The sequence below is a fragment of the Streptomyces sp. NPDC088733 genome (genome assembly GCF_044751185.1).
GTDB lineage: Bacteria > Actinomycetota > Actinomycetes > Streptomycetales > Streptomycetaceae > Actinacidiphila.
The window spans coordinates 589,049-602,566 of the sequence record NZ_JBIVLH010000002.1 but is presented as its reverse complement, the minus strand read 5'-3'; the positions used below and the strand labels follow the sequence as shown (position 1 = coordinate 602,566).

Below are 13,518 nucleotides of genomic sequence, written 5' to 3'. Positions count from 1 at the left end.
GTAAGGGTGGAAGAAACCCAGGACTACCACAAGGCTCATGCGGTATGTAATCGATTGATCACAGCCGTTACCGTAACGATTCTGCGCACCGGAAGTACGGCAAATCGCAGCGCCCCCCACGATCCCCGACTCGGCCAGGGCCCCGGCGAGTGCCTGGATCGTCCGGTTTGATCATGTGATGCCTTAAAGGGCAAGGACGCGGGGGCGCTCGGTTTGGGCTCGTCGTCCGGCGGCGGTGTTGACGTAGCCGGCGAGCTTGAGCGCGCTGCGGATCAGGTCGCGGAGGGCAGCGAGTACGGCGGGCGCGTTGTGGGTCCTGACTTGGGACTTGTCCTCGTTGAAGGTGACATCTCGACACCAGTGGACGGTATTTTCCACGGTCCAGTGCCCGCGAGCCCAGGACGCGATCTCGGCTGCGTTCGCTTCCTCGACGGACCATTTTTTCGCCCCGTAGAGACGGCGACGGCGCTGGATCCGCAGGACCTGGGCCGCGTGCGGGAAGAGCAGGCCCTCGACGGTGACGACCTGCACGAGCCGTTGCTCGTGACGGCCGTGGCCCCGGGCGTCGTCGCGGTGGATCACGGGGATCTCCTTCCAGGGCAGGGCGTGGAGTTGACGGGCCTGACCGCGCTGGTTGTTCTTGATGGTCAGCAGGTAGTGAGCGCCGCGTTCGCGCAGCTAGGTGGCGTGGTCGCGTTGGGCGTGGGCGGTAACGACCGCCCCCGCGAGATCCGCGTCGTCGATCTGGTCGAGGAGAGGTGCGAACTCGGGGATTTCGTTGGTCTTCGCGCCGATCTCGCGGGAGGCGAGAGTGACACCGTCGCCGTGACGCACGGCGGACAGGACGAAGACCCGGCTACCGTCCGGGCGCCTCGCGCCACGCAGGCACTTGCCGTCCACCGCGATCGCCCGCCGCCGCAGTCGTACCGGCTCGGCACGGGCGGCCGCCCGGTGGGCCCGGCGCTGTTCACGCTCGGTGCCACCGTCGGGCATCACCGGCTCCGGCCGGCGCGGCTGTGTGGACAGCTGAGGCCGAAGGTAGTCGTAACCGGCCGCGCCGATCTCACCGGGATCGAGCCGCCCCAGGACGCTGCGCAGGGTCTTCTCGCTCGGCACCCGGTAGCGGCCAAGGAGTGGGTGGTGGGGCAGACCGAAGGCCGCCAGTTCCTTCGGCGTCGCACGTCGGCACCACTCCGCCGCCGCGGTGATCGAGTCGTGGCCGGACGGGGTCATCGCGCAGACCACCAGGGCCAGCAGCGAAGAGAGCCGGTACCGCACTCCGCAAGCCCCTCTCGGATCGGTGACCGACTCGAACTCGGCGACCAGGCAGTGGACTTGCCCCTTGGCGGCACCCTCGCCGAGGGCTTCCAGGCAGGGTGCATGAGGCACGGAGACAGCGACAGGGGATGCTGGAGGAACGAACACGGCACCTTCGTGGATCTTGCAGCGTAGAGAACTACATGATCCACAGGTGCCGTGTTCACCTGCTTCCGGGGCCCACCACCGACATCAACACTCCAGGCCAGGACGATCCAGGCACTCCCCGGGTCCTGGACGGCAGGCTACGGTTGAATACCTGATTATCCTGTCTTCGTCATCGTCTTCGCGGGGGGCCGGTTTGGCGGGATCGCCAAGTGGGAGGGCGGGGCTGGGCCCCGAAGCGCGCATCGTCTTCCCGGGGCTGATGCTTGCAAGCTTCGTTGCAGCGCTTGATCAGACTGTCGTCGCCACCTCACTTCCCTCCATTGTTTCGGATCTCGGCGGCCTGACCCACTTATCGTGGGTAGTGACGGCGTATGTGCTCTCGATCAGCGTGTCGACGCCATTGCACGGAAAGCTTGGAGATCTCTTCGGCAGAAAACGGCTCATGCAGTTTGCTCTGGCCGCATTTCTGGTCGGTTCCTTGTTATGTGGCGTTGCTCATGGAATGACCGAACTCGTGTTCTTCCGGGCGCTGCAGGGCATCGGCGCAAGCGGCATGATCGTCAACTCGCAGGCTATCATCGGAGACCTGATCCCCCCGGCCGAGCGGGGGCCCTACCAGGGATACATGCAGTCGTCCTTCGCACTGGCTACTATCACTGGCCCGCTGATCGGCGGGTTCCTGACCCAGCACCTCGGTTGGCGCTGGGTCTTTTACATCAACGTCCCGGTCTGTGCTGTCGCACTGCTTACCCTCACCATCAGGCTGACTGCAACTCCACACCGTCGGCAGGCACGGCACATCGACTGGCTTGGTGCGGGGCTGCTTTCTTCCGGCGTCACCGCTTTGGTTCTCGTGGTCAGTTGGGGCGGCAACACGTTCCCCTGGGGATCGCCGGAGTTGCTGTGCCTCGCTGGTGCTGCGGCGCTGCTGCTGACGTGCTTCTTCTTCATCGAGAGCAGGTCCCCGGAGCCGGTCTTGCCCTTGCGTCTCTTTCGCAACGAGGTGATCCGGCTGACCACCCCGCTTGCATTCGTTGCTGGCTTCGCAACCCTGGGCGGGACCACGTTCGTGCCACTGTTCCTGCAGACCGTCCACGGTGCGACACCGACCGCATCGGGGTTGCGGATGATTCCGATGTGGCTGGCCTGGGGGCTTTCGTCCGCGCTTTGCGGCCGGTTTATCTCAGCGACGGGCCACTACCGTAGGCTTCCGGTCACCGGTACTTTCCTCCTCGGGTGCGGTCTGCTCTCCTTCTCCTTTCAGGGCGCGACGACCTCGTATGCCTTACTGGCCGTAACGTTGGTGGTCATCGGCGCCGGCCTCGGGATGAACAGTTCGGTGCTGGTTCTGGCAGCACAGAATGCGGCGGCACCGGAGGATCTCGGGGTTGCAACTTCAACGACTACCTTCAGCCGCACCATCGGGGCCTCATTCGGAGTCTCCGTGCTTGGTGCGATCTACTCGAATGTTCTCGTAGACGGCTTACGCAAGAGTGTTTCGACAGATGCCGTCGATCGCTTCTCTGAAAAGGGGGCTGGTATTGCGGGAAGCGATTTGGCTTCAGTGGAACCTCAGCTGCGGGTGGAGTTCGCGAGGGCATCTGAATCAGCCTTGCATCACGTCTTCGTAAGCGGGGCTATGGTGGCCTTTGTGGCCTCGTTGATAGCGCTGAGAGTTCGGGAGTTGCCTCTGCGGCGGCGAAGAACGCAGGGCGGCGGGAAAGGGACTAATCTAGAGAGAGGAGGGGGCGATGCGTTGGGAAATAGCTCATCCAGATGATCGTGGACCTATACCAGAGGAGCAGATCACCGAACTAATCGTGGACCTGCTCAGGGTCCGGCGAGCCCGGGGCCACGGCCGTCACGAGCAACGGCTCGTGCAGGTCGTCACCGTCGAGGGCCGGCTCTTCCCGCACGCGGCCCAGGTCCTGCGGATCCAGCGCCGTCGCCGTCTCTACGGGGCGAAAAAATGGTCCGTCGAGACCGTCTACGCCATCACCGACCTGCCCGTCGAGGAAGCGAACGCAGCCGAGATCGCGTCCTGGGCTCGCGGGCACTGGACCGTGGAAAATACCGTCCACTGGTGTCGAGATGTCACCTTCAACGAGGACAAGTCCCAAGTCAGGACCCACAACGCGCCCGCCGTACTCGCTGCCCTCCGCGACCTGATCCGCAGCGCGCTCAAGCTCGCCGGCTACGTCAACACCGCCGCCGGACGACGAGCCCAAACCGAGCGCCCCCGCGTCCTTGCCCTTTAAGGCATCACATGATCAAACCGGACGATCCAGGCACTCGCCGGGGCCCTGGGTCACTCGGCTTTCGACGTTTTCGTTGATCGTCGTGTCGGTCGCTCAGATGGGTGATGTGGCGTCGCCAGGCCAGTGCGGAGCGGGACAGCAAAGAAGCATCGGATCGGGGAGGGACCCTCCGATGCTTCCGGACCCGACCGTACCCGCTTCGCTGCTCGCCGTCCTGGAGTTGGTGCGCGGCCCTTTTCGCCGACGGTCGGCAAGTCAACTGATCAAGAAAAGATTTACTGACATTGCATCAGGACAGTCAGCAAAAGGTCAGCATCGATCCGATCGGACCCTGACAGACACGTCCGAACAATGAGACTCAGCGAGACGTCGCGGGCCGCTCTCCAGATGGCCGACGTGACCATGAACCGCCCCCGTCCAAGGAGCGGGACAGGGCATCCAAACGATCCGGATCAGTGATGACGCGCGCGCCCCTCACGGGACGTTTTCACAGATCAGCGCGCCCGTCCGCGGGGCTTCAGAGGGACTGAGGGGAGCTCCGGCGCGGGGAGGCGGTCTCCGTCGTACCCCTGCACCTGACCGAATCGCGAGGCGCCTTTCTCCCAGTCTTCTCGCGCCTGTACGATCTCCTCACTGGATCGGCCGATGAAGTTCCACCACATCACGATCTGCTCCCCGAACGGGGTCCCGCCGAGCAGCACCGCCCGGGCCGGGGTGTCGCCGGTGTTGGTGAGCGTCAGCGTCGCGTGACCGGGTTCGAGGTAGCCGAGTTCGGCCGGGCGCAGCGCCGTTCCGGCCATCCGCACCTCGCCCCGGTCCACGAGCACGCCGTGCTCGAAGGCGGGGTCGACGGCGAGGGTGACGGTCGCGTGCGGGAGCAGCGTGAGTTCGGCGCCGAGCAGCGGGGTGTGGGTGGGGACGGGCGAGGTGTCGCCGGCCAGGGAGCCGAGGAAGACCCTCGCCTCGCCGCCGTCGAGGGCGACGGGACGCGGGACGTGGTGCTGGAAGGCGCTGGGCGCGTTCCGGTCGGCCTCGGGCAGCGCCACCCACAGCTGGACGCCGTGCAGGACGGTGGTCGAGGGCGTGGAGACCTCGGAGTGGCAGATGCCGTGGCCGCCGGTCATCAGGTTGAGCTCGCCCGGGCGCACGTACGCGAGGGTGCCCAGGCTGTCCCGGTGCTCGATCTCGCCGCTGAAGAGCCAGCTGACGGTCTGCAGACCGGTGTGGGGGTGCGGTGCCACGTCCATGCCGCCGCTGTCGGCGACGTTGTCCGGGCCGTAGTGGTCGGCGAAGCACCAGGCGCCGATGAAGGACCGGGCCCGCTGCGGCAGCGTCCGGCGCACGGTCATCGCGCGCGGGCCGCCGAGGGGGACGTTCCTCGGGGTGAGGACGTCGATCGGCGACGCGGGACGCCCGTTCCCCTCCGCACCGGGCTCGGGGTGCGGTGCGGTGAGGTCGGCCTCGGTACTGCTCATTGTGTGACGCCCCTCTCGGCGCAAAGTTCCACGTTCAACTATCATCCTCGATCGTAGAGGACAACGCGCAGAGCACCCCGAAGGAGCCCAGGTGAGCGAGGTGACGCAGGCCACCGAGGGCCGGCGGATATTCATCGACAAGCAGACACCGCAGGCCTACCGCGCCATGCGGGACGCCGCCGAGACGATCCGGGGCGCCGCGGCGGACGCCGGGCTCGAGCGCTCTCTCGTGGAACTGGTCAATCTGCGCGTCTCCCAGATCAACGCCTGCGCCTACTGCCTGCACACCCACACCAGGGCCGCGCTGCACGCCGGCGAGGACCCGCAGCGGCTGGGCGTGCTGCCCGCCTGGCGGGACACGGAGCTCTTCACCCCCCGGGAACGCGCCGCGCTCGCCCTGGCCGAGGCGACCACCACCCCGGCGGACACCGCCGCCGCGGACCAGGCCTACGCCGGTGCCCGCGAGGTGCTGACCGACGACGAGATCTCCGCGGTGATCTGGGTGGCCATCACCATCAACGCGTTCAACCGCGTGTCCATCATGAGCAAGCACCCGGTCCGCGCCCCGCACGGGCAGTGACCCCCACCGGGGATTGGACTGGCGTGTCCAAAAAGCCCGGCGGAGAATGACGCCATGACGTCACGACTCACGGCCAAGGGCGCCGCCACCCGGCAGCGGATCATCGAGGGGGCCGCCACGGTGATCCGCGAGCGGGGCGTCGGCGACACGACCCTGGACGACATCCGGGCCCACACGGCCACCAGCAAGAGCCAGCTCTTCCACTACTTCCCCGGGGGCCGGGAGGACCTGCTGCTCGCGGTGGCGTCCCACGAGGCGGCCCGCGTGCTCTCCGACCAGCAGCCGCACCTGGGCAACCTCAGCTCCTGGCAGGCCTGGCAGCGCTGGCGCGACGCCGTCGTCGACCGCTACCGCGAGCAGGGGCCGCGCTGCCCGCTGGGAGTGCTCACGTCCGAACTGAGCCGCACGACGCCCGGCGCGCAGGCCGTGACCCGGGAACTGCTGGCCGCCTGGCAGGCCGACATCACCGCCGGCATCCGCAGCATGCAGGACCAGGGGGAGATCCCGGCCTCGCAGGACGCCGAACGGGCGGGTGCGGCCCTGCTCGCCGGCATCCAGGGCGGCGTCTCGATCCTCATGGCCACCGGCTCGCTCACGCATCTGGAGGCCGCCCTCGACCTGGGCATCGCGCAGCTCCGCACGGAGCCGTCGTCGCCCTCCGTCCCCTGCGGGACGTGAGAAGGGACCGCCCGCCCCGGTGCCGACCGGAGCGGGCGGTCCCTTGTGCGGTGCCCTACGGGGCGGGGTAGTCCGTCACGTACACCGGCGAACCGACTCTCGTCGTGTCCGCCGGACCGCCCAGGCCGTTGACCACGTGGTCGAGCGTCCCGGCGCCGAGGTTGACGGTCATGATGTGGTGCAGCCTGACCCCCGGGGTCTGCGGGACCTCGAAGCCGTTCTCGGTGTGGACGGCCGGGTTGTTCGGGTTGTAGACGTAGGCGCCGCCGCCGTAGAGGCGGTGCGTCCTGACGTCGTCGGCGACCTTGTAGGCCGCCCAGCCCTCGACGTCGCCGTTCATCCAGTCGGCCTGCGTCGGCGGGTCGTACGGCAACTCGTTCTGGTACAGGATCGTCGTGCCGTCGTCGCCGTTCCAGACGGTGTTGTGCTGCTGGAAGTGCTCGACGAACAGGCCCGTCGCGGTCACGTGGTCGCCGTTGACGACGACGCCGTTGAGGCCGGTGTTGGTGTTCCAGCGCTGGGTGTCGGTCAGGCCCTCCACCCCGTGGTCGGCCCGCCAGACCCAGGTGTGGTCGATGAGGACGTCGTCACTGTTGACCTGGAGCGCGACGTCGGCCTTGCCCACGTGCGGGCCGCCGACGCGGAAGTAGACGTCGGACAGGGTCGTCGGGTCGTCCGGCGAGCTCTTGTGGTTGTTGCCGGGCTTCTTGCCCACTTGCATGAGCACCGGCGACTCCTTTGTCCCGGCGTCGATCGTGACACCGGCGATGACCGTTCCGGGGACGTCGGAGACCTGGATCGGGGTCGCGCCGCCGACCGCGGTGAGCGTCGCGTGCCCGAGGCCGAGGACCACGGTGTCGGCGCGCTTGATCCTGATGGTCGAGGCGATGTCGTACACGCCGGGTGTGAGCAGCAGGTTCCTGCCCTGCGACAGCGCCTTGTTCATGTCGTGCACGGAGTCCGACGGGGTCGCGACGAAGAAGTCGCCGAGCGGGATCGTGCGGCCCGGTGTGATGCCGCCGGACCACGAGACACCACGGCTGTTCTTCTGGGCGGACGGCACGCGGACGTTGTACGTCCCGTCCGCGCCGACGAACAGGTACGGCTTCTCGCGGCTCACCGGAGTGGTGTCGAGCGTGGTGTAGGGCGGGTTCGGGAAGCCGGTCTCCGCGGGGGCGCCGACGACACCGGAGAAGACCTGGTTCCACACGCCGTTGGACCAGCCGGCGATCTCGGTGTTGCGGGTGAGCCACTGCTGCTGCGATCCGCTGGTGACGGAGGGCAGCTTGGAGTCGGCGATGAAGCCGCCGCTGGCGTACTGCGGACCGGCGCTGCAGTAGTCCATCAGCGAGAGGTTGCCCCCGCTGATGTCCAGCCGGCGCATGGACACCGCCTGGGAGACGGCCCAGAAGTTCGCCGACGCCTGGCAGCCGCCCTGACCGGTCGCGTTGATCCTGATCGACAGATTGGACAGGGTCCGCCAGAAGTTGGTCAGCGCGATGCAGTTGCTCGTTCCGCCGCCGTCCAGGCAGCGGTTGTAGACCTCCACCTTGCCGTTGATGACGACATCGGTGGGCGAGGCGCCCAGGCCGGCGATCTCGGTGTAGTAGCCGACCTTGACCTGGAGCGGGTGTTGGGCCGTGCCGTACGTGCCGGGCTTGAAGAGGTACGCGTGACGCGTCGTGCCCATCTCGTTGCCGACCTGCGCGGCGTTCGCGGCATCGAGGGTCGCCTGGATGTCGCCGACCGGCATGCCCGGGTCGAAGACGGTGACGTTGGGCCCGAGTTCCGTCGATCCGGCGTCCGCCGCGCCTGGGCCCGGAGGCCCGGCGACGGCGGCTGTTCCGGTCGTCATGACACAGGTGGCCAGGACGACGGCGAGCGCGAACACCCGGCCGAGGCGGCGGCGGGCGGGGCGCTGGGACGGGTGACCCGCGGTGCCGGGAGGCAGGGTCGTCATGGAGTTCGTCCTTTCCGCTGGGCGGCGCGGAGCGAAGTGGGTGGGGCAGGCGGGTCCATGGGGGAAGTGAGAGCGCTCTCTCGGCGGGTACGACCGACCCCCTGTCATCGCGGACACCCCTCCCCAGGGACGCCGGGACCGGACACCGCGGGCGACGGACCGCCCGGGATCGCCCGCTCCCGGCAAGCCGAGCGTGCTTGAAGTTTCTACTGGGCGAACGGGTGCTCGCGCTACGGTTGTGCGGCCCAAGGTTCGTACCAATAGCGGACGTTGAGGGTCCGGGGCCGCTTCGGCGGCCGGTGGTGCCGTACCGCGTGACGTGCTCCGCGAGTGGCCAACAGGTGAGGCCGGGGCCGGTTCCCGCCACCCTCGCGGCATGGAGGGTGTCTCGATCCGTCCGGCCCGGCCCGTGGATCCGCCGTTCCTCGACGCGCTGGTCCAGCGGTCGAAGTCGCACTGGACGGGCGGCCGTGCGGAGGACGTTCCGGCCCTGACGCCGAAGCTCACGGTGGCCGACATCACGACGCGGCACACCACGGTCGCCGAGAGGGGCGGCGACCCCGTCGGCTTCCACACCCTCAACGAGCACGCGGACTACCTCGGGATCGGCCTCTTCTTGGTCGACCGGCCGTTCATCGGCACCGGTGTCGGGCGCCTGCTCCGGGGCGACCTGGTCCGGCGGGCTGCCGCGCTGGGCGCACGCGTGCTCGGCGTCGGCGCGGAGCCCCGCGCCGAGGGCTTCGACCAGCGGACGGGCATGGTCACCCGACACGGGTTCGAGCACAACGGCGAGCGCCTGATCGGGATGACGTCCGATGTCGCCGCGATCGTGCACGGACCGGCACGCCGCCGCGCGACGTGACGCGTTCGTCGGCACGCCGCGGAGGCGGACCGGCGCGCCCGTGACGGTCCCGCCCCGCTGCCGGGAACGGAAGCGGGGCGGGACCGCTGGAAGCGGCCCCGCCCCGGGATCGGTCAGCCAGGGCTGATCCGATGCGGACTCACCTCAGGCCGAAGGCCCGGCTGATCCGCTGCGTGACGGTGTCGCCCTTGCTGTCGGCGGCGCTGGTGCGCAGGGTCACGAACTGCGCCTTGGCGGGAGCGTTGAGGTGCGTGCTCCAGCCGGCCGAGGTGCGGGTGAGAGCCGCGTGCTTCCAGGTGGCGCCGTCGTCGTAGGAGACGTCGAGGCGGACCGTTTTGATGGTGTCGGAGCGGGGACCGCCCGCCAGGTGCGAGGGAGTGACGGTGACAGCGGCCCGGCGGTCGGTCCTGCCGGCGTTGTTCATGCCCTTGACGGTGTAGTCGAGCTGGATCAGCGGCAGAACGGCATAGGTGCCGGCCGCGGGCCGCCCGGAGGTGAAGCCCCACTCGGTCCTGGTCGTGACCGAGTAGTCGTTCTCCCAGAAGTCGCGGGCGTTCTCCGAGACCAGGCGGTACGGCAGCTTCTCGGAACTGTCCAGGGTGAGGGGGTACCGGGGGCTGCCGAGGGTGTCGGTGGTGGAGTCCCTGAGCAGCAGCGGATCGCCGTCGGGGAGCACCTGGTACATCTTCACGCTGTTGCGGACACCGGTGTTGTTCAGCGTCCTGCCGACGTGCCCCGGTTCGGAGTCGGCCCAGCCGGGGATGACCGCCAGCACCTGGTCGCCCACCCGGACCGGAACGAAGGTGCCGTTCGACCGGGGACGCTGGATCGGCCCGAAGTAGGCCAGGTGCGAAGTGGTGCCGCTCGGGTACCGCTTCACGGAGTCGCTGCTGATCTGCAGCTGCTGGTTGATCTGGGCCTCTTCCACCCAGTCCGTGTTGCGCGACACCCAGTCGGTGCGCTCGGCCTGGGCGGGGGTGGGCAGCGGGTTCGATCCGTAGAAGGTCTGCCACACCGCTGAACGGGTTTCCAGGGCCCGCGCGGGCCGGTTGCTGCGGAAGGAGACCTGCACCCGGTTGAGGTCACTGCTCCGTGGCCGGTAGGTCGGGTCCGCCGGGATCGCGGCCCAGTGCTTGGAGACGTCGTAGAGGTAGTCCGTGGTCGGGCGCGAGCTCACCTTGAGCGCGATGCCCCGGCTTTTCTTGATCTTGGCGATCAGCTCATTGCCCTCGTCCGCGGTGAGCGAGGCCACCGTCAGGGGAGGCGGGTTACCGGTCTCGGCGTACGGGTTGTCGAGGTCGTTGTCCCACGGGTTCAGCCGGCCGTCACGGTCGTTGACGACCAGCAGCAGCTTCGCACCGGCCTTGGCGGCGTACTTGGCCTGCTTGGCAGGCCCGACGGCATCGCTTCGCCGGACCACGACGACCTTGCCCGCGGCCTTGAGCCCGATGTACGCGGGGGCGTCTCCCTGCCCGGCGTAGACGGCCGTGTACTGGCCCGTCCCCTTCTTGAGCGGGGTCCGTCCGCGCATGACGATCAGATCGTCGAAGCCGCGCGTGCCGGACGCGACCTTCAGGGCCGGCGCCGTCATGCGCCAGTCGCCGCCGAACCCGAACGTGCCCGTGGTGACCGGCTTGGTGGGCAGGGCCCAGATGCTGTCGTACTCACTGGCGGGCCATCGCTGCATCAACAGCCAGTTCCCGTTCGCGAACCCGCGGTACAGGTCGGTGCGGAGGTCGGCAAGGGTGCTCTCCTGCGGCGTCCGGACGGAGACCGGCTTGGCCTTGGACGCGTCCAGGGACACCGTGGTGTTCTTGCCGACGACGACCTCCGGAGCGGCCAGCATCGCCTTGCCCTTGGAGTGCGGCCCGTGAGTGCCCCGGACATCGCTCTCCAGGTGCACGAGGTACTTGCCGGCAGGCACGTCGACCGTGCCGGTGCCCGAGGCGTCCAGGAGCAGCGGGCCCATGGTGACTTTGTCGCTCATCAGGAACACCTCGCCGCCCATCGGGTGGCCGCTGCGGTCCTTGCCCTTGATCGTGAGGGTGAAGCGCGGGGCCTGCACGTAGGCGCCGATCACGGTGTGGGCCAGCGGCGTGCCGGACGCGTCGGAGGCGACGATCCGGCCCGGGGTCATGGTGTCGGGCTGCACCAGGTCGAAGTCCGTGGTGAGAGTGACCTTGCTGCTGCCGTGTGCGGGGACGGTCACCTTCTGTGCGGAGAGCGAGAAGGCGCCCGCGGGGGCACCGGGGACCTGGACGGCCAGGTCGAGGGTGACCGGGGCATCGGCGGTGTTGGTGTAGGTCACCTCCTTCTCGGTCTTTCCGCCGGCCGGCGCCGAGGGGGCGCGGTAGCCGCCGAACACGGTGCCGGTGGCGAACACGGTGTTCTTCACGGCGGCGGCGACGTCGAGGCGGCCGCTGCCGCCCTCGTACGGGGTGTACTGGGGAGTCGCGTGGGTGGTGCTGACCAGGCCGTCCTTGAGCTGCTGCCCGGTCCAGTCCGGGTGCACCTGGGCGAGAAGCGCGGCGGCGCCCGCGACGTGCGGGGTGGCCATGGAGGTCCCGCTCAGCGTCTGGTACGAGCCGCTGCCGTCCTCGGCGTACTGCGAGCGGGCCGCCAGTACATCGACGCCGGGCGCCGTCAGTTCCGGCTTCAGACCGGCGTCGCCCTGACGCGGGCCGGTGCTGGAGAACTCGGCCAGGGTGTCCGCGGTGTCCACCGCGCCGACGGACAGCGCGGCGTCCGCGACGCTGGGCGTCGAGACGGTGTGCGGGCCGTCGTTGCCGGCCGCGATGGTGAACAGCGCACCCGTTTCGGCGCTGAGCTCGTTCACGGCCTCGCTCAGCGGGTCGTGCCCGTCGGTGGGCCCGGCGCCGAGGCTCATGCTGATGACCTTGGCGTGCTGGTCGCGGGCGGCCCACTCCATACCGGCCAGGACCCAGGAGTCCAGGCCGCTGCCCTCGTTGTTCAGCACCTTGCCGATGTGGAGGCGCGCGCCGGGAGCGACACCCTTCTCCTTGCCGTCGGAGGCGGCGCCCGTGCCGGCGATGGTCGAGGCGACGTGGGTGCCGTGGCCGTTGCGGTCCTCGACGTCCTGGTCGGGTACGAAACTCTCGCTTGCGGCCACCTGGCCCACCAGGTCCGGGTGCTGCGTGTCCACACCGGTGTCCAGCACGGCCACGTCCACACCCTGCCCGGTGTCACCTCCCGCCCACACCTGCGGCGCGCCGATCTGCGCGGTGGTGTCGGCCAGAGCGGCCTTGACCTTGCCGTCGAGCCAGACCTTCGCGATTCCGCCGTGCAGTTGGGGCTTGGCGGCGGCGCTGCGACCGCTCGCCGCCGCGGTTCCACCGGTGAGCGACTCCCAGAAGTCACCGGCCTTGGACCGCGACTCGGAGATCGCCGCGCCCTGGATGCTGCTCAGGGTGAGGGTCTTGGCGGCGCCGGCCGGCACCCCCTGGGTCCGCGCGCGGACAGCGGCGTCGGTGTAGGTGACGATCAGGGGCAGGCCGGCGCGCTGCTCGTCCCCGTAACCGTCCGCCAGGAGCCTGGTGACGTTGAAGAGTTCACGGTCCAGCTTTCCGGCGGCGACGTACGCGAGGGCGGCGTCCGGGTACGTGTAGATGTCGTTGCCGACCTTGAAGGTCGTGGCGCCGGTGAGCCGGCCGTCCGCGCCCTGGACGGAACGGGTGACCCTGCCCTGGGCATCGGTGGTCACCGTCACCTTGTCACCGGTGATCAGCGTGACGGTCTGCGAGGCCGGCTGATGTGCCGCGCGGGCGGGCAGCCGCGGAGCGGCCTGGCCGGCGGGTGTCACGGCGGCGGCCGGTACGACCCCCAACGTCAGGGCGGCGACGGCGGCGAGCGCGACGGGGCCCGGTCTGGGTATGGGAATGCTGGGCACAGCTACTCCTCACGGCGACTGAAGAATCAGGCACCTGATGATCAGCCAGGCAGGGCCCCAGATGGCGGTTCCGGGTTGTCACTTCATGGCCATGGCACCTTTGCGCCAGCGTCCGCGGTTCGCAAAGCAGACATCTCCGCGAAGTACGGGGTTCACCGGAGGCTCCGGAGCCCCGCCGCTGTCACGGCGAGCACCGCCGCGGTCCGGAATCCGGTCCTGACCGCGCGGCGGTGACGACCACCCCATGGTGATGACTTCGGCGCGGAGTGCGTCCCCGGCGTCACGGCGCGTCGCGATCGCCCGGCGTTTCCCGGCGGCCGCCCAGGGTGGGCGCCCGTTCCACCCGGCGCCGTCGATGCGCGGCTCGGCGGGG

General features: G+C 69.1%; 7 protein-coding genes and 2 pseudogenes. 5 read left to right on the top strand and 4 right to left on the bottom strand.

What is annotated here, in order from left to right; translation table 11 throughout:
* Positions 1 to 183: 183 nt before the first annotated feature.
* Positions 184 to 1,425, bottom strand: a pseudogene (locus ACIP64_RS05935) (ISAs1 family transposase).
* Positions 1,426 to 1,684: 259 nt separating this feature from the next.
* Here ACIP64_RS05935 and ACIP64_RS05930 point away from each other — a divergent pair.
* Together ACIP64_RS05930 and ACIP64_RS05925 are read left to right on the top strand one after the other, a co-directional pair.
* A complete protein-coding gene (locus ACIP64_RS05930) occupies positions 1,685 to 3,205 on the top strand; it encodes an MDR family MFS transporter (protein ID WP_401582339.1) in 1,521 nt (506 codons plus the stop codon).
* Positions 3,206 to 3,269: 64 nt separating this feature from the next.
* Positions 3,270 to 3,683, top strand: a pseudogene (locus tag ACIP64_RS05925) (ISAs1 family transposase); the annotation flags it as partial.
* A 494-nt stretch (positions 3,684 to 4,177) separates the two neighbouring features.
* Here ACIP64_RS05925 and ACIP64_RS05920 read toward each other — a convergent pair.
* Positions 4,178 to 5,158 (bottom strand): pirin family protein, encoded by a 981-nt coding sequence (locus ACIP64_RS05920; RefSeq protein WP_401582336.1) that lies wholly within the window; start codon positions 5,156 to 5,158, stop codon positions 4,178 to 4,180.
* Positions 5,159 to 5,249: 91 nt separating this feature from the next.
* Between ACIP64_RS05920 and ACIP64_RS05915 the strand changes: the two genes are divergently transcribed.
* Positions 5,250 to 5,738, top strand: a complete 489-nt coding sequence (locus ACIP64_RS05915; RefSeq protein ID WP_401582334.1) for a carboxymuconolactone decarboxylase family protein — start codon at positions 5,250 to 5,252, stop codon at positions 5,736 to 5,738.
* A 54-nt stretch (positions 5,739 to 5,792) separates the two neighbouring features.
* On the top strand, positions 5,793 to 6,416 hold the full coding sequence (locus tag ACIP64_RS05910; RefSeq protein WP_401582333.1) for a TetR/AcrR family transcriptional regulator: 624 nt from the start codon (positions 5,793 to 5,795) through the stop codon (positions 6,414 to 6,416).
* 55 nt (positions 6,417 to 6,471) lie between these two features.
* Here ACIP64_RS05910 and ACIP64_RS05905 read toward each other — a convergent pair whose 3' ends face one another.
* Positions 6,472 to 8,376 carry a hypothetical protein gene (locus ACIP64_RS05905; RefSeq protein ID WP_401582331.1) on the bottom strand — a complete coding sequence of 635 codons (1,905 nt, stop codon included), beginning with the start codon at positions 8,374 to 8,376 and terminating at the stop codon, positions 6,472 to 6,474.
* Between the two features lie 376 nt (positions 8,377 to 8,752).
* On the opposite strand from ACIP64_RS05905, the gene ACIP64_RS05900 reads away from it, so the two are divergent.
* A complete protein-coding gene (locus ACIP64_RS05900; RefSeq protein ID WP_401582330.1) occupies positions 8,753 to 9,238 on the top strand; it encodes a GNAT family N-acetyltransferase in 486 nt (161 codons plus the stop codon).
* Positions 9,239 to 9,377: 139 nt separating this feature from the next.
* On the opposite strand, the gene ACIP64_RS05895 is transcribed toward ACIP64_RS05900, so the two are convergent.
* Entirely contained in the window at positions 9,378 to 13,145 is a 3,768-nt protein-coding gene (locus ACIP64_RS05895; RefSeq protein WP_401582328.1) for a S8 family serine peptidase, read from the bottom strand.
* Between the last annotated feature and the right edge of the window lie 373 nt (positions 13,146 to 13,518).